This window comes from Bradyrhizobium sp. BRP56 (assembly GCF_020194035.1).
GTDB classification, from domain to species: domain Bacteria; phylum Pseudomonadota; class Alphaproteobacteria; order Rhizobiales; family Xanthobacteraceae; genus Bradyrhizobium; species Bradyrhizobium australafricanum.
Window position 1 is genome coordinate 67,086 of sequence record NZ_JADYVV010000017.1, and the last position, 16,253, is coordinate 83,338.

At 62.7% G+C, this 16,253-nt stretch carries 16 protein-coding genes and 1 tRNA gene; 7 read left to right on the top strand and 10 right to left on the bottom strand.

Annotated elements, in window-relative coordinates:
* Window positions 1-177: 177 nt before the first annotated feature.
* The 6 genes from hisD to I6F38_RS14640 all read left to right on the top strand — a co-directional run bounded on the left by hisD (window position 178) and on the right by I6F38_RS14640 (window position 4,280).
* Window positions 178-1,473, top strand: coding sequence for a histidinol dehydrogenase (gene hisD / locus I6F38_RS14615; protein ID WP_225160835.1), 1,296 nt, complete (start codon window positions 178-180; stop codon window positions 1,471-1,473).
* Window positions 1,470-1,976 (top strand): UPF0262 family protein, encoded by a 507-nt coding sequence (locus tag I6F38_RS14620; protein ID WP_016841326.1) that lies wholly within the window; start codon window positions 1,470-1,472, stop codon window positions 1,974-1,976. Before hisD ends, I6F38_RS14620 begins: the two co-directional genes overlap by 4 nt.
* A gap of 114 nt (window positions 1,977-2,090) precedes the next feature.
* A complete protein-coding gene (locus I6F38_RS14625) occupies window positions 2,091-2,555 on the top strand; it encodes a low molecular weight phosphatase family protein (protein WP_076828053.1) in 465 nt (154 codons plus the stop codon).
* A gap of 198 nt (window positions 2,556-2,753) precedes the next feature.
* Entirely contained in the window at window positions 2,754-3,383 is a 630-nt protein-coding gene (locus tag I6F38_RS14630; RefSeq protein ID WP_018269043.1) for a Maf-like protein, read from the top strand.
* Between the two features lie 486 nt (window positions 3,384-3,869).
* Window positions 3,870-4,064, top strand: coding sequence for a DNA gyrase inhibitor YacG (gene yacG / locus I6F38_RS14635; protein WP_057018155.1), 195 nt, complete (start codon window positions 3,870-3,872; stop codon window positions 4,062-4,064).
* A gap of 140 nt (window positions 4,065-4,204) precedes the next feature.
* Window positions 4,205-4,280: transfer RNA gene (locus I6F38_RS14640), tRNA-Phe, on the top strand.
* A 400-nt stretch (window positions 4,281-4,680) separates the two neighbouring features.
* On the opposite strand, the gene I6F38_RS14645 is transcribed toward I6F38_RS14640, so the two are convergent.
* The 7 genes from I6F38_RS14645 to ectA all read right to left on the bottom strand — a co-directional run bounded on the left by I6F38_RS14645 (window position 4,681) and on the right by ectA (window position 10,965).
* Window positions 4,681-5,997 (bottom strand): MFS transporter, encoded by a 1,317-nt coding sequence (locus tag I6F38_RS14645; protein ID WP_225160836.1) that lies wholly within the window; start codon window positions 5,995-5,997, stop codon window positions 4,681-4,683.
* A complete protein-coding gene (locus I6F38_RS14650) occupies window positions 5,994-7,244 on the bottom strand; it encodes an MFS transporter (protein ID WP_225160837.1) in 1,251 nt (416 codons plus the stop codon). Before I6F38_RS14650 ends, I6F38_RS14645 begins: the two co-directional genes overlap by 4 nt.
* Before the next feature lie 20 nt (window positions 7,245-7,264).
* The gene (locus I6F38_RS14655) at window positions 7,265-7,675 is read right to left on the bottom strand and encodes a hypothetical protein (RefSeq protein WP_225160838.1); all 411 of its coding nucleotides are present in this window, start codon (window positions 7,673-7,675) and stop codon (window positions 7,265-7,267) included.
* A 38-nt stretch (window positions 7,676-7,713) separates the two neighbouring features.
* A complete protein-coding gene (gene thpD / locus I6F38_RS14660) occupies window positions 7,714-8,592 on the bottom strand; it encodes an ectoine hydroxylase (protein ID WP_276573490.1) in 879 nt (292 codons plus the stop codon).
* Between the two features lie 65 nt (window positions 8,593-8,657).
* On the bottom strand, window positions 8,658-9,071 hold the full coding sequence (locus I6F38_RS14665; protein ID WP_225160840.1) for an ectoine synthase: 414 nt from the start codon (window positions 9,069-9,071) through the stop codon (window positions 8,658-8,660).
* A gap of 15 nt (window positions 9,072-9,086) precedes the next feature.
* Entirely contained in the window at window positions 9,087-10,415 is a 1,329-nt protein-coding gene (ectB, locus tag I6F38_RS14670; protein WP_092080274.1) for a diaminobutyrate--2-oxoglutarate transaminase, read from the bottom strand.
* Window positions 10,416-10,419: 4 nt separating this feature from the next.
* Window positions 10,420-10,965 carry a diaminobutyrate acetyltransferase gene (ectA, locus tag I6F38_RS14675; RefSeq protein ID WP_225160841.1) on the bottom strand — a complete coding sequence of 182 codons (546 nt, stop codon included), beginning with the start codon at window positions 10,963-10,965 and terminating at the stop codon, window positions 10,420-10,422.
* Window positions 10,966-11,215: 250 nt separating this feature from the next.
* Between ectA and I6F38_RS14680 the strand changes: the two genes are divergently transcribed.
* Window positions 11,216-11,704, top strand: a complete 489-nt coding sequence (locus I6F38_RS14680) for a MarR family transcriptional regulator (protein WP_057017678.1) — start codon at window positions 11,216-11,218, stop codon at window positions 11,702-11,704.
* Window positions 11,705-12,551: 847 nt separating this feature from the next.
* On the opposite strand, the gene I6F38_RS14690 is transcribed toward I6F38_RS14680, so the two are convergent.
* From I6F38_RS14690 to I6F38_RS14700, 3 genes are all read right to left on the bottom strand, one after another.
* Window positions 12,552-14,300, bottom strand: coding sequence for a TRAP transporter large permease subunit (locus I6F38_RS14690; protein WP_092080283.1), 1,749 nt, complete (start codon window positions 14,298-14,300; stop codon window positions 12,552-12,554).
* Window positions 14,297-14,965 (bottom strand): TRAP transporter small permease subunit, encoded by a 669-nt coding sequence (locus I6F38_RS14695; RefSeq protein ID WP_092080286.1) that lies wholly within the window; start codon window positions 14,963-14,965, stop codon window positions 14,297-14,299. Before I6F38_RS14695 ends, I6F38_RS14690 begins: the two co-directional genes overlap by 4 nt.
* A gap of 94 nt (window positions 14,966-15,059) precedes the next feature.
* Window positions 15,060-16,199: a TRAP transporter substrate-binding protein gene (locus tag I6F38_RS14700; protein ID WP_092080289.1), complete on the bottom strand. Its 1,140-nt coding sequence runs from the start codon at window positions 16,197-16,199 to the stop codon at window positions 15,060-15,062.
* Between the last annotated feature and the right edge of the window lie 54 nt (window positions 16,200-16,253).

The window sequence follows — 16,253 nt, forward strand, 5'->3', positions numbered from 1 at the left end:
GGTCCCAACGGGTCCGCGCAGAGCGCGGCCCGATGACAGGCTCCGGACCGAACCCGGAATCTCGAGATTCCGGGTCTGGTCCTTCGGACCATCCCGGAATGACATCCCCCAAGGGTTGACGGCCATTATCCGCCGCGCCATTGAGCAGGGACCCGAATTCCTCCTAAGAAAGCCGTCATGCCCGTTCGCCTGGACCGACAGAGCGCCGATTTCGAGCAGCGATTCCGCGATTTCCTGGCGGCCAAGCGCGAGGTATCGGCCGACGTCGAGCGCGCCACCCGCGCCATCGTCGACGACGTGGCGGCCCGCGGCGACGCGGCGCTGCTCGAGGCGACCAAAAAGTTCGACCGCCTCGATATCGAGGCGGCCGGCCTGTGCATTACCGCAGCCGAGATCGACGCCGCGGTTGCGGCCTGCGACCCCAAGACCGTCGACGCCCTGAGGTTCGCGCGCGACCGGATCGAGACCTTCCACCGCCGCCAGTTGCCGAAGGACGAGCGCTTCACCGATGCCGCCGGCGTCGAGCTCGGCTGGCGCTGGAGCGCGGTCGATGCGGTCGGGCTCTATGTGCCCGGCGGTACCGCGGCCTATCCGTCCTCGGTGCTGATGAACGCGGTGCCGGCCAAGGTCGCCGGCGTGCCGCGGGTGGTGATGGTGGTTCCGGCGCCGGACGGCAAGCTCAACCCGCTGGTGCTCGCCGCCGCCCATCTCGGCGGCGTCTCGGAAATCTACCGGGTCGGCGGCGCCCAGGCGGTGGCGGCGCTGGCCTACGGCACCGCGACGATCGCGCCGGTCGCCAAGATCGTCGGCCCCGGCAACGCCTATGTCGCCGCGGCAAAACGGCTGGTATTCGGCAAGGTCGGCATCGACATGATCGCCGGCCCCTCCGAGGTGCTGGTCATCGCCGACGACACCGGTAATGCCGACTGGATCGCGGCCGACCTCCTGGCACAGGCCGAGCATGACGTCAGCGCGCAGTCGATCCTGATCACCGACAGTGCACGGCTCGCCGCCGACGTCGAGCGCGCGGTCGAGACGCAGCTAGCGACCTTGCCGCGCGGCGAGATCGCCCGCACCTCGTGGAACGACTTCGGTGCCGTGATCAAGGTGGCAAAACTCGACGACGCGGTCGAGCTCGCCAATGCGATCGCGGCCGAGCATCTCGAGATCATGACCGCGGATGCCGAGGGCCTGTCGAACAAGGTCCGCAACGCCGGGGCGATCTTCCTCGGGGCCCATACCCCGGAGGCGATCGGCGATTATGTCGGCGGCTCCAACCATGTGCTGCCGACCGCGCGCTCGGCGCGGTTCTCCTCGGGCCTCGGGGTGCTTGACTTCATGAAGCGAACCTCGATCCTGCGGTGCGGGCCGGATCAACTCCGTGCACTCGGGCCCGCCGCGATGACGCTCGGCCAGGCCGAGGGTCTCGATGCCCATTCACGTTCCGTCGGATTGCGCCTCAACCTCTCATGAACAAGCCACCAGACGACGAGGATTCCAACAATCGCATCGTCGCGGTGACGCTCGACGAGGAATCGATCGGCCGTTCCGGGCCCGACATCGAGCATGAGCGGGCGATCGCGATCTACGATTTGATCGAGCAGAACCTGTTCGCGCCCGAGGGCGCCGCCGGGCCGGGGCCCTACACCCTGCATATCGCGATCACCGGCAACCGGCTGATGTTCGATATCCGCAAGGAGGACGGCGCGCCGGTGGTCGCACATCTGTTGTCGCTGACCCCGTTCCGCCGCGTCGTGAAGGACTACTTCATGATCTGCGACAGCTATTATCAGGCGATCCGGACCGCGACGCCGGACAAGATCGAGGCGATCGACATGGGCCGCCGCGGCATCCATGACGAGGGCTCGCGCACGCTGCAGGAGCGGCTCAAGGGCAAGGTGCGCGTCGATTTCGAGACCGCGCGGCGGCTGTTCACGCTGATCACTGTGCTGCACTGGAAGGGTGAAGGCGCATGATCCCGAAAAGTGGATACCGGTTTTCGGATCAGATTATGCGCCAATCGAAGTGGCGCATGATCGGTGAAGCGATGATTGACGGGGGCGTACCCCGATCGAAAAAAGCCTGATCGCATGGAAGCGCCGCGCGCGCGCAACCCCCAGGCCGTGCTGTTCGCATGCGGCCTGAACAGCGTGCGGTCGCCGATGGCCGAAAGCCTGCTGCAGCAGATGTTTCCGCAAGGCCTCTATGTCCGCTCGGCCGGCGTCAAGAAGGGTGAGCTCGACCCGTTCGCCGTCTCGGTGATGGCCGAACTCGGCCAGGACATTTCCAGCCACAAGCCGCAAACCTTCGAGGAGCTCGAGGACTGGGAGGGGCTGAACTTCGATCTCATCATCACGCTGTCGCCGGAGGCGCACCACAGGGCGCTGGATCTCACCCGCACGCTCGCCGCCGATGTCGAATACTGGCCGACGCAGGATCCGACCGGCACCAGCGGCAACCGCGAGCAGAAGCTCGCCGCCTACCGTGAGGTCTGCGACGGCCTGTTGCTGCGCATCCGCCGCCGCTTTGCCAGGGCCGGCGCGGCAAACCTGTGAGGCTCGGCGAGGCGAGCGGATCAGCGTGTTCCGATTCGCAGAACCGCCGCTTGTCGCCAGACTGACAAACAGCTGTGCTTATGGGGCCTTGTCTCCAGGCAGGGGCGCGATTCGCGGCCGGTTCCAAGGTTGTGCATCCATGCCCCATCCGATAGGTTCCGCCCGCGTCCGTCCCCCCGATTCAGCCCAAAAGCCCGCATGCTAGGCCGTCCCAAATTCGTTCTTGCTTCCGGTTCGCCGCGGCGGCTGGCCCTGCTCAACCAGGCCGGCATCGAGCCCGATGCGCTGCGCCCGGCCGATGTCGACGAGACCCCGCGGCGGGGCGAGTTGCCGCGCGCCTGCGCCAACCGCCTGGCGCGCGCCAAGGCCGACGCGGCCCTGAAATCGGTGCATCTTGACGACGACCTGCGCGGCTCCTTCATCATTGCCGCCGACACCGTGGTCGCGGTCGGCCGCCGCATCCTGCCCAAGGCCAATCTGGTCGACGAGGCCGCGCAGTGCCTGCGGCTGCTGTCGGGCCGCAATCACCGCGTCTACACCGCGATCTGCGTGGTGACGCCGCGCGAGGCATTCCGTCAGCGCCTGGTGGAAACGCGCGTGCGCTTCAAGCGGCTCAGCGAGGACGACATCCAGGCCTATATCGGCTCCGGCGAATGGCGCGGCAAAGCCGGCGGCTACGCGGTGCAGGGCATTGCCGGATCGTTCGTGGTCAAGATGGTCGGCTCCTACACCAATGTGGTCGGCCTGCCGCTCTACGAGACCGTGACCTTGCTCGGCGGCGAGGGCTTTCCGATCCGCCACGGCTGGCTCAACTCCGTCGCGGTGTGAGGTATCCACTTTCGCGCATCGACGGCAGTCCACCTCCCGCTTGCGGGGGAGGTCGTATCGCATCGAAGATGCGATACGGGTGGGCTCTTTCCTCCTGAACGACTCGCGATGAGACCCCCACCTCAACTGCTCCACATCGTCATGGCCGGGCTATGGAACGAGGCCGATAGCCGGACGCAATAGCTTGCCGCAGGGGCGCGCTGCCAAAATATCGAAAACAACCCCATGCAAAGTAGCCGGCGGCTGCCGGCGTTCGACACGACAACTTGACTCGTCGGGCAAATCAGCGGCATTCTTCCATTATCCAGAAATCGCGGAGACGCCCCTCGCTCCGAGGCTATCGCCCTGCGCTTGCGGGCGAGGTCGCCGAGCCACGAGGCCAAGCACCTGCGCGGCCGGCGAAGACGCATATGCGATTGCCCTACCCGCAAGCAGGGAGGGAACTCAGCGGAACATGCGGCAGATGATGTAAACTCCGGCCCAGCCATGACCGACCAAGCCCGAACGCCCAAGGCCATACCCTCTGCCACCCCGCGCGCCTGCCCGATCTGCGGCAAGCCCGTCGAGCAGGCCTTCCGCCCGTTCTGCTCGGCGCGCTGCCGCGACGTCGATCTCAACCGCTGGCTGACCGGCCGCTATGTCGTGCCCGGCCGCGAGGACGACGCGGAGGACCCGGAATAGCCAAGATTTCCCAACAAGTTGGGGAAAGAGTGCCGGTCGGGCTCGCCGCGCCGAAGCCTTTGGCGAAGGCGGGTGGACACGACGCTCCGACCTCTCTATAAACCGCCCGCTCGCTCCGGCCTTTTCGGCCCCGCGGGTATGCCCAGGTAGCTCAGTTGGTAGAGCATGCGACTGAAAATCGCAGTGTCGGTGGTTCGATCCCGCCCCTGGGCACCACTCCTGAACAGATTTATGAAGCCAAGGCTTGGGTTGACCTTTCGGCCGAAAACGGACCGGATGTTGTCATTTGAGCCGACGGTCCTCCGACGCGATGATCGCGTCGACCACGCTTGCGAGATAGGCCTTCCGAGCAGCGACGTCGCCCGACACGAGTTGCTGACGCATCAGGCGGGTGAACCGATCGATAGCGATCGGGTCAATCTGGTTGGGGGTTGCACTCGACTTCTTCGCATAATGGAGAGCCACAACGGCCCTACCCCGGCTTGCCATCAACGCGGCGATCCGGTTCTTGAGGGATCCGGATCCATCGGCACCGTCGATAGCGCCGGTCTCAATGGCCGCATAAAGGTGCTCCAGCCGTTCCTCGGCCTCGGAAGTTTGGCGTGCTAGCTAGAGCCTATCGCGCGAAAGGATCTTCATAAAGAGTCCGTCCGGCTGTCTCCGGCATGAAGCGCAGCGCGATCAGCCCAACAACGCATGTAGCCATCATGTAATAGGCCGGCATCAGCTCGTTCCCGGTAACAGAGATAAGGCCGCTGTTGATTGCCGGCGCCGTGCCGCCAAAAATGGATGTCGAAATGTTGTAAGCGCCGGCGAAGCCGGCGAAACGCACACGGGTGGGAAACATGGCCGGGAAAGTCGCCGAAATGGTCGCGAGTTGCGGTACGTAGAGCAGCCCGAGCAGAATGAAGCCGACACAGGCGCCGACGAGGCCCGTGCCCATGAGCATGTAGAGAGGGGCCACCAGCAGAAACAACCCGATCAGGGAGAAGCTCCACATCGGACGGCGCCCGATTCGGTCCGAGAGCCGGCCAGCAAATGGCAGGAACAGCATCATGAACAGCATGCCGAGGAGCGGCACCGCAAGCGCCTCATCCGGCGACAGGCCGATGCGGCTCTGAAGATAGGTTGGCATGTAGCTGAGCAGCGTATAATTGACGACATTGAGCGCAACCACCAGGCCGCCGACGACGAGCATAGGACGCCGGTGACGTGCCAGAAGGGCGATCAGGCCTGGTGAGGATCGTGCCTGGCTTGCGGTTTCGTGGGCACGGAAGACCGGCGTATCTTCCATTCTCGCGCGCAGATACGCGCCGACGAGGCCCATTGGCGCGGCGACCAGAAACGGAACGCGCCATCCCCAGTCGTGCATCGCCTGATCACCCAGAAAGAGCGAGAAGGATAACATCAGGAATGCGCCCAGCGAGAAGCCGGCCAGCGTTCCGAACTCCAGGAAACTCCCATAAAAGCCGCGTCGGTCATCGGGAGCGTACTCGGCCATGAACGTCGCGGCGCCGCCGTATTCGCCACCGGTCGAAAAGCCCTGTACGATGCGGAGAAGAACGAGCGACAGTGGCGCCCAGAAGCCGACGCTGTTGTAGGGGGGAATAAGCCCGACGCACAGCGTCGCGCCCGACATCAGCAGTATCGTCAGCGCCAACACGGATTTTCGGCCCACCCGGTCTCCCAGCGATCCCCAGAATATCCCGCCTAGCGGCCGTATGAGGAAGGAGATCGCGAACGTGGCCAACGCAAAAAGCACCGCTTCCCCGACGTCGCCGGGAAACAGTGCCGCGGAAATGTACGTCACGCCATACGCATAAATGCCGTAGTCGAACCATTCCGTCGCATTGCCGACGGCAGAGGCGGCAATCGCACGGCGCAACGTGGCGCGATCAGCAGTTGGATCAGGTGCGGAAACGGAGGCATTCACGATTGCTGTTCTCCGATCACCGCTGCGTCGGGCGTATTGGGGTCAAGCAGCGATGCAATCGGCGTCGTGCGTGGAAGAATCTGAAAGTCCTGCTGCTCGGGTGCAGGAACAGGTGGGGTTGCCGTCTGCCGCCACATGCCGAACGCGGCCGCGCCGCCGGCGCAAAGGGCGATGAAAAGGAAAAGCCCGCCGCTGCTCCAGCCTGTCATGAATATCGCTCCACCGATCGGCCCGAGCGCGGCGCCGACGGAATACAACAGCACCAGCCGTCCGCTTGCGGCGATACGTTGTGCGGCGTGCAGACGGTCGTTGCAATGGGCCACGCAGAGTGGATAGAGCGCAAAGCTGAGGCCACCAAACATTGTTCCGAGAATCAGCAGCCACGGGCCGACCGACGAGAGAAAGGAGATGACCAAGCTGATACACAGGGTTGCCGCGAAACTGAGCACGATGACCTGGCGACGATCATAGCGGTCGGAAATGCGTCCGAGCGGCCATTGCAGGATCACGCCGCCAAGAATCACGATCATCATGAAGTGGGCTGTCTGCGATAAATCGAACCCTAGGCGTCGAACCTGCACTGCGGCCAATCCGTAAAATGCCCCTAACATCAAGCCGGTCGTCATTACTCCGACAGCACCGAGGGGTGATGCGGCAAAGAGTGTTCGGGTTCCGAACGCCGCGGCTTCGGCAGGCGGCGGCGCCGAGTTGCGTGTGAGACAAAGTGGAATGATCGCGAGCGAGATTAGCATTGACGCTAGTTGAAACGGAACAGCAGGCAAATCACCGCTGGCTCCTAGCAGCAACTGTCCCACCGCCTGTCCGCAATATAGTGCAACCATGTAGGCCGCTAGAATGCTGCCGCGCGAGGCCGCGTCAGCGCGTTCGTTTAGCCAGCTCTCGAGACAGACGAAGACGCCGGCGACGCAGAAGCCGTCGATCAGCCGCAGTCCCGACCAGAGCAGAGGATGGACGATTTGCGCGTAGCCGAGCGTGCTCGCGGAGAGAAGCGCAACGAACGCCGCAAAGGCGCGGATATGTCCCACGCGCCGGACGATACGCCCCGAGCGCAGGGCTCCGACGACCAGCCCGGCAAAATAGGCGGTCGCCACCGCGCCGATCACGATCGTGCCCTGTCCCGCCCGCTCGAGCCGCAAACTCAGGAGCGTCGCCATAAACCCGCTTCCCGCCATGAGCATAAAGATGGCGAGCAGCAGGCTACGAACCGGGGAGATTGCCGCAAGCATGACGATTGCGACGCGCGCCGTCAGGCCGCGCGCCGGCCTTCCGCTTCCCCGTCGGCCTCCACCGGGACACGATGCAGAACCCTAGCGCCAGCATCGAAGTGGCAAACGGTCACGACGAACTGAACGTCAGCATTGCGGATCTGATGCCGCGTCGCAATCACGTCGATTCGTGCGCTATCGAGGGCTCGCAGCGCATCGAACACCAAGCCTGGCCAAGCGATGTCGCTGTCGGCCATCGCTTGACGCCATCCGTCCGCGCCGTCATCGGCAACAAAGCGTGCATAGATACCAGGCTCGTAGGTCTTCTTGTGCTCCAGCAGCACGTCAGTCATCCCGGCATAGGCGGAGACGACAAAGGCGCGATTGTAAAGGTCCTCGCCCTTGCGCTCCGCGATCGGAACGTCGTCGAATAGCGTGCCAGTCGCGGCCATCGATGTGCCGCCGATCTTCTCGACACTATGAAAACCGCTCATGCGAGAGCATCCTCCATCAACGGGCCGTGCTGAGGCACGAGAGCTTTCGGGTCGCTGCGCGCGGCAACGAAGCTCGGCCGCGGTTTTTTGACGCCGAATGGCGCCTGCAGCCGGTTGCTCACGGCGTTATAGACGAAGAACGCGTTAGCGCGTGGAAATGGCGTGATGTTGCCGTTCGATCCGTGCATCGTATTGCAATCGAAGATCACCACCGTGCCCGCCTTACCGGTCGGCGCCACGATGCCGTGGCGGTGCGCCAACTCGGTCAGACTTTTCCGGTCGGGCACGCCATACTCCTGCTTCTTCAGTGACGTGCGATAGTGGTCTTCCGGCGTCGCGCCAATACAGGTCAGGAAGACGCGGTGCGATCCGGGCATCAGCATCAGGGGGCCATTGTCCGGCGTATTTTCCGCCAGCAGGACTGACATGGAGAGTGCTCGCATGCGCGGCATGCCGTCTTCCACGTGCCAAGTCTCGAAGTCGGAGTGCCAGTAGAACTCCTTGCCTTCGAAGCCGGGCTTGTAGTTCAGGCGTGACTGATGGATGTAGACCTTGTCGTTCAGCAGGAACTGGGCGATGCCTGCCAAGCGTGCGTCGGCGGCGAGGCGCCCGATCACTCTACTCTGAGAGTGGATCTCGAAGACCGAACGGATTTCTTGGCTGTCCGGCTCGGCGATGATCGTTTCCGGATTGAGGCCGTTAGGGCTCGATAGCAGTTTCTTTGCCTGCGTCTGCAGGTGGTCGACTTCCTCGGGAGAGAGGACATCCTTGAGCACGAGGAAGCCATCGCGATCGAACTGCTCGGCCTGCCGCCGCGTTAGCGGTGCGCTCTCGCTCCAGTCGCTATGAATAACGGGATCGAGACGCGGAAGCATCTGGGCCTCCGAGGTGAGACGGGATGGGTAAATGTCTGTCAATGCCTTTCCCTCTTTCAGTTGTTTCAGGAGTTAACGGCCGCCTCGCGCGGCGCTTCGACACCAGTCGGATAGGCACCAGTCTCGTCGTGCACTTCCTGGCCGGTGACCGGCGGGTTGAACACGCAGGCCGTCAGGAGGTCAGTGTCCGGGCGAACGATATGCTGGTCGTTCTTGTTGAGTGCGTACATGATGCCCGGTGCGAGCTTGTGCGTTTCGCCGGTCCCGAGGTCTTCGATGGTCCCGGTTCCCTTCAGTATGAAAACCGCCTCGAGATGGTTCTGGTAGTGCATCTTGAGTTCTTCGCCCGCGTACATCGTCGTAATGTGGAAAGAGAAGCCCATGCCGTCGCTCTTGAGCAGAAGGCGGGCACTGTCCCAGCCTTTCGATTTGACGAGACGATCGGTCTTTCGAATGTCGCGGAGTTGACGAACGATCATTGTGCTTTCCTTTCGTTATTCGGCTGCAATGCCGTAGCTGCCGGTCCGCACCGCGCGGACCGACTCCTCGATGATGTCGAGGCCGGCCGAGAGAGCGGCGTCGTCGATAATGAGAGGTGCAAGCACCTTGACGATTTCGTCGTGTGCGCCGCTCGTTTCGATGATGAGTCCGGCGGCAAAACAGGCGCTGGTGATGGCATCGGCAGTTTCACCGGACCCGACGTCGATGCCACGCATCATGCCGCGGCCGCGTGTCGAAAGGCCGAATCCAGAAGCGATGGCATCCAGGCGTCGTGCGAGCAATCGTCCCTTGCGCTGGACGTCCTGCTCGAACTCATCATCCTTCCAGAAGTTCCGCAGAGACGCGGTTGCCGTGATGAAGGCGTGATTGTTGCCCCGGAACGTGCCGTTATGTTCGCCGGGCAACCATTGATCCAACTCGGGTCGGAACAGTGTCAGCGCGAAGGGAAGCCCCATGCCGGACAGCGATTTTGCCATGGTGACGACGTCGGGCGTAAAACCCATGCCTTCAAAGCTGAAAAACGGACCGGTGCGCCCGCATCCGGCTTGAATATCGTCGACGATAAGGAGTGCGCCGTGGCGTTTTGCGATATCGGCGATTGCACGCAGCCAATCCGGCGATGCGGTGTTGAGACCGCCTTCGCCCTGAACCGTCTCGACTAGAATCGCGGCCGGCGCATCGAGCCCGCTGGAAGGGTCGGACAGCCGCCGTTCCAGTAGCGCGGCGGTGTCGAGATCCGGGCCGTGATAGCCATCGTAAGGCTCGTGGCTGACATGGCTGAGTGGTACGCCCGCGCCGGTGCGCTTGGCGGCATTGCCGGTGCAGGCCAGCGCACCGAGGGTCATGCCGTGGAAACCGTTCGTGAAAGCGATCACCAGTCCACGGCCGGTCACCTTGCGAGCCAGTTTGATGGCGGCCTCGACCGCGTTAGTGCCGGTCGGTCCGGTGAACATGACGCGGTAGTCCAGCCCGCGTGACTTCAGAATCAGCGACTCGAATGTTTCGAGGAACTCCGCCTTGGCGTCGGTATGCAGGTCAAGCCCGTGCGTGATGCCGTCAGTCGAGATGTAGTCGATCAGCGCTTGCTTCAGCGCGGGATGATTGTGTCCGTAATTAAGCGTCGAGCATCCCGACAGGAAGTCCAGATAGCGTCCGCCCTGATTATCATACATCCAGACATTGTCAGCTCGGCTGAACTGGCGCGGCATGGTGCGCGCATAGCTCCGCACGACCGACTCCCGGCGTTCGTAAATGGATCGGTCCGGGATATGGCTGGTCGGCTTGGGTCGTGTATGGCGGCCAAGTGTGGTTGTTGTGGTCATGTCGTCAGTTCTCCTGATCTCTGGCTCCGGGCTGTCGGTTTGGCAGGGGGCCAATGCGGGCCAGCCACTCTGTGGCGTGCTTACCGGCGAAATGCGCGTCGCACTCGAACATCACACTGCGGATCAGCGGAGCGCCCCACGCGCGGGCCAGTCCGTTGAACAATGCCCAGGATGGAGCGTTGTCGTCGGTCACTGTGGTGAGGAGATACTTGGCACTTTCGGCGGAAGGGCGATCCAGCAGCGCGTTGATCATGCGCTGAGCAAGGCCTTTGCCGCGCGCCGCCTTCGCGACCGCGACCTGCCAGACGAAGAAGCTGTTCGGTTCCGAAGGCGGGCGATAACCTGAAACCCATCCTAGAATTTGCGCGTGACGTTCCGCAACGAGGCAGGAGTCCGTGAAGTGCGTGCACTGGAGGAGGTTGCAATAGGCGGAATTGGAGTCCAGTGGCGCGCAGGCTGCGACCAGGCGGGTAACCGCGGGGCCGTCAGCGGGCGACGGCTTCCTCAACTGGAACGCTTCGTTGACATCCGGAGCGGCGTCGAAAGCCACTGGCGAGAATCCACCGAAAGCGTCGACCCGACGGCCGGCTATTGCTTCAGATTTCGAATTAATCGCTTCATTCTCCGAAATATATAGCGCTTTACCTTATAGGAAAATAAGTGGCAAAATCTTGAAAATTGGCTTGAGATCTCACATCAAAAGCTTCGTAGATATTTCGTTGTACGAATAAAATTTGAAGGACTGACTTGGAACCGGTTACGATTCGCCTCGGCGCGGCCGTAGCTATAAGAAAAGCCACATGAAATCAGAGATCGCCTCACTGACGCTGCGCGCCCTGCGAAGAGTGCTGCGGGCAACTGAGATCGGCAGTCGCCAGCTGGCCATTGCGACCGGCCTTACGACATCGCAATGGCTCGTGTTGCGAGAGATCGACGCGCGCGAGAAAACCACGCCGGGTGTCATTGCGCAGGCGCTTCAGTTCGGTCAGGCAACGATCACGACGATCGTCGATCGGCTTGTGGCGCTCGATCTAGTGCAGCGCCAGCGTAACGCAAACGACAAGCGCCAGTTCCTTCTGACGGCGACGCCGGCAGGCAGGGACATCGTGGCCAACGCACCCGACTTGCTTCACCTGACGTTTACAGATCGCTTCGTCCAGTTGCCGCAATGGGAGCAGGCCATGATCCTTGCTGCAGTAGAGCGGCTGGCCATGCTGATGGACGCGCACAACATCGATGCCGCGCCATTGCTGGACAGCGGGGCCATCGATCGATCCCAACCCAGATAGGTCGATTGCCTCGACTGCGTGGACGGCTCGACAGAGCCGGATCTTCCCGCGCAGGTCACTTCCCCGGCTGAAGCAATTGCGGGGTGCGGGCGTTTCCTTGGTGGCCGACATATCGTCAGAAGCCGACGTCGGATCGGATGATTGCGGAGTCGGACGAGCCGCTCGGGCCGCTCGATATCCTGGGTCAATAATGCCGGCGTCGCAGAACCGATCGTTCGTACCATCGATCAGAAACTCTCTGATTGGGAACGTGTCATGGACGTGAATCTCCGTGGCACCTTCCTCGCTTGTCGAGCTTCTTGCCGCGCGGCAGCGGAGGCGCCATCGTCAATATCGGCTCGTTGGCAGGGCTGGGTGGCATTCCGGTTCCAACGGGTACGGCGCTTCTAGGGCAGCGATCGCGCATCTGACAGGAAATCTTGCCTGCGCGTGGGCCGCGAAAGGCATTCGGGTCAGTTGCGTTGCACCTGGCTATATCGAGGCGCCGATGTCGGCGGAGATGTTCGCCGATTCACGCGTCGAACCGCGGCCGGATCGAGCAGCGATTGCCAATGCGGCGGCTTGGCGCCGCGGATGAAATCGCGGCCGCCGTCGCTTTTCTCGTGTCCGATGATGCGTCCCACGTGGGTCCGGCGTCGTGCTCCCGGTTGACGGGGGGTGTGCTTATGGCGGGCCGTAGGAGTAGCCGGCTGGTAGTGGCTACAGGCATCTTTTGACGGCGAGTCAAGCGCCAGGCGTGGCGGCCTTGGAAACTACATGGATATTTCAATGACATACGAGTTCGCAGGTTTGTTCTGAATGGCGCACCATTTCCGTTTGACAAGCGCCCGGTGCTCCCCGCTGCGCATCAACTCGCGTACAGATAGTTCGGCAGCCACAGCGTCATGCCCGGCCAGAGATACATGATCACCATGCACAGGATCACGATCAGCATGTAGGGCATCATGCCGGCGAAGATCTGGTTCAGCGTAACGTGCTTCGGGGCGACGCCCTTGAGATAGAACGCCGACATCGCGACCGGCGGCGACAGGAACGCGGCCTGCAAGTTCACGAACACCAGCGTGCCCCAAAGGATCGGATCGATGTTGAAGTGCTTCAGCATCGGCAGGAAGATCGGCACGAAGATGATGATAATCTCGGTCCATTCGAGCGGCCAGCCCAGCACGAAGATGATCGCCTGCGACAAGATCATGAACTGCACGGGCGTCATGTTGAGCGACAGCACCCAGCTTTCCAGCAGCGCCTGACCGCCGAGAATGGCGAACACCGCCGAGAACAGCGCCGAGCCGACGAACAGCCAGCACACCATCGCGGTCGTCTTTGCGGTCAGGAACACCGCTTCCTTGGTGCGCTTCCAGTCGAGCGTGCGGGCGTGGAACGCGAGGATGAAGGCGCCGGCGGCGCCGACGCCGGCGGACTCGGTCGCGGTCGTGATGCCGAACAGGATCACGCCCAGCACCACGACGGTGAGGATGCCGAGCGGCATCACCGACGACGTCAAGAGCTTCAACACTTCGAAGCGTTCGCCGTCCATGCGCAAGTAAGAGCGCGCCGTCCACGCCGCCAGCACGGCGACTGATATCGCGAACCAGATGTAGAACTGGGTGTCCGGTCCCTTTTCAGCGGGCGACAGCTCCTTCGGCTCGACCGGGCTGCCGAGCTGCTGCAGGCCTTCGACGGCTCCGCTCGCGGCGCCGGGCTGCTGGTGGATCACGACGTACCACCAGACCGTGCCGAGCGCGGCTGCGGTCGTCAGGAACGGCACCAGCGAAATGAGGAAGTTCTGCACGATCGCGCCATAGCCCATCGGCTTGCCGTCGATCCGGAGCGTCTTCGCCTTTGCGGGCGAGAGCAGTGCCTTGAACAGGCCGACGAACAGGTTCGGCGAATACAGCGCCGCGAAATTCCTGATCCATTCGGGCACGTTGACGCGGGTCTGTTCCTCCGGCAGCGGCGGGGCGATCTTCGGGTTGATCATCGCCCAGCCCACGACATAGACGAGGTAGAGGAACGCCAGGAAGAAGCCGGGAAGCATCGCCGCCGCATAGAGCTTGACCACGGACTGGCCGGCGACCGCGGCATAGACGATGATCATCACCGAAGGCGGGATCAGGATGCCGAGCGTGCCGCCCGCGGTGATGACGCCGGAGGCGAGCTTCACGTCATAACCGGCGCGCAGCATCGGGTTGAAGGCGATCACGCCCATCAGCACCACCACCGCGCCGACGAGCCCGGAGGCGATGCCCCAGAACGTGCACACGATCAGGGTCGCGACCGCGAGCGAGGCAGGCAGGCGGCGGAAGGCGAGCTGGATCGAATAGAACATCTTGTCGACGAGGGCGCCGCGCTCCATCACATAGCCCATTAGCACGAACAACGGGATGGAGATCAGCACGTCGTTGGTCATCGCGCCGTAGGTGCGCTGGACCATCAGCTCGAAAACCTTGTTGTGCGTCCAGTTCTGCGACGGATCGTAGAACGCGATGAAGCCGAAGAACATGCCGAGGCCCATCAGCGTAAACGCCGTGGCAAAGCCCATCATGATGACGACGACGATGAGCGCCAGCATCAACAGGCCAAGCGCGGGATCGCTCATGTGTTCAGGTCCCCGCCCATGCCGCGCTGCCGCGCCATTTCATCGATGCGCGCCGCGCCCTCGATGGCGAGCTTGCGCGATTCCTCGTCCACGAATTCAGAGTGCGCGAGCTGCTCCCCGATGACGTCGGTCTCGGCGACGTCGGCAAGCCTGCTCGGCCATTCGCCGGTCTTCAGGCAAACGATGCAGCGGATGATCTCGCCGATCCCCTGCAGCATGATCAGCGCGCCCGCGATCGGGATGACGGTCTTGAAGTGGTAGACCGGCGGGCCGTCCGCCGTAACGTTGGAATGCTCGTTGATGTGCCAGGAATCCGCGGCGTAGAAATAGCCTGCATAGATCAGCGCGGCGATGCCCGGAATGAAGAACACGAAGTAGAGAACGAGATCGAGCGTGGCCTGCGTGCGCGGCCGCATCGAGGAGTACAGGAAGTCGCCGCGGACATGGGCGTTCTGCGCCAGCGTATAGGCGCCGCACAGCATGAATAGCGACCCGTACAGCATGTTCTCGGCGTCGAAGATCCATGCCGTCGGCATGTTGACGGCATAGCGCTTGAACACCTCGATGCAGACAACGCTCATCAGGAGGATCATCAGCCAGGCGGTCGCCTTGCCGACCCAGGTCGAGATGCCGTCGATCTTGTACAGTAAACTCTGGACGCTCATGTGAAATGGTTCGGCATAAAAACGATCCCAACGTAACACAAGGCACCGTCCGGAGGGTGGTCCGGACGGCGCCCGTGCCGGGTTTATCTCGGCATCAGAGTTTCTTGGCCGCGGCGTTGGGCCCGAAATAGTGGTCGTAGGCCATGCGGCGGTTCACCACCGTGTCCTGCTCCCATTGTGTCGCACGCTTGGCGAACGCGATCTGCGACTGCACGATCTCCTTGAACAGCGGGTTCTCGGCCGCCTTCTTCTGCACCACGCCGTCATAGATCTCGAGCTGCTGCTTCAGGATGGTATCGGGGGTCTTGTAGAACTTGACGTTGTCCTTGGTCTGCAGCTCCACATAGTCCTTGGAATAGCGGTCGATCGCCTTCCAGGACATATCCGCCGAGGCTGCGTCCACCGCGTTGGCGATGATCGCCTTCATCTTGTCCGGCAGCGCGTTGTACTTGTCCTTGTTGAAGGTGATCTCGAACTGCTCGGCGTTCTGATGATAGCTCTGCAGCATGCAGACCTTGGAGACGTCGGGGAAGCCGAGCACGCGGTCGGAGGTGGCATTGTTGAACTCCGCCGCGTCCAGAAGACCGCGGTCCATGGCAGCTACGATTTCGCCGCCGGGCAGCGCGTTCACGGCAGCGCCCATCCCCGAATACACATCGATCGAGATGCCGACGGTGCGGAATTTCAGACCCTTGATATCCTCGGGCTTGGTGATCGGCTTCTTGAACCAGCCGAACGGCTGGGTCGGCATCGGACCGTAGGGGAACGAGACGACATTGGCGCCGATCGATTCATAAAGTTTTGCGAGCAACTCCTTGCCGCCGCCATAGCGGTGCCAGGCCAGCAGCATGTTGGCGTCCATCGCAAAGCCCGGTCCCGAGCCCCAGAGCGCCAGCGCCGTCTGCTTGCCGTAGTGATAGACAAGCACGCCATGGCCGCCGTCGAGCACGCCCTTGGAGACGGCGTCGAGCAGGCCGAAGGCGGGCACGACAGCGCCTGCCGGCAGCACTTCGATCTTGAGCTCGCCGCCGGTCATGTCGTTGACCTTCTTGGCGTAGTCGAGGGCGTATTCGTGGAAAATGTCCTTTGACGGCCAGGTGCTTTGCCAGCGCATGCTGATCGGCCCCTGGGCGCTGACGACGCTCGGCGCGGCTACCGTCGCGGCGGCCCCCGCAGCAGCGACCTTGAGAAAGCCGCGGCGGCTCGAAGTTCTGCCCCTGTTTGATTTGGTCATGGCTGCCTCCTCCCCCTGGAATAGCGATCCTTTGCGGATCGGCCTTTTTTATTG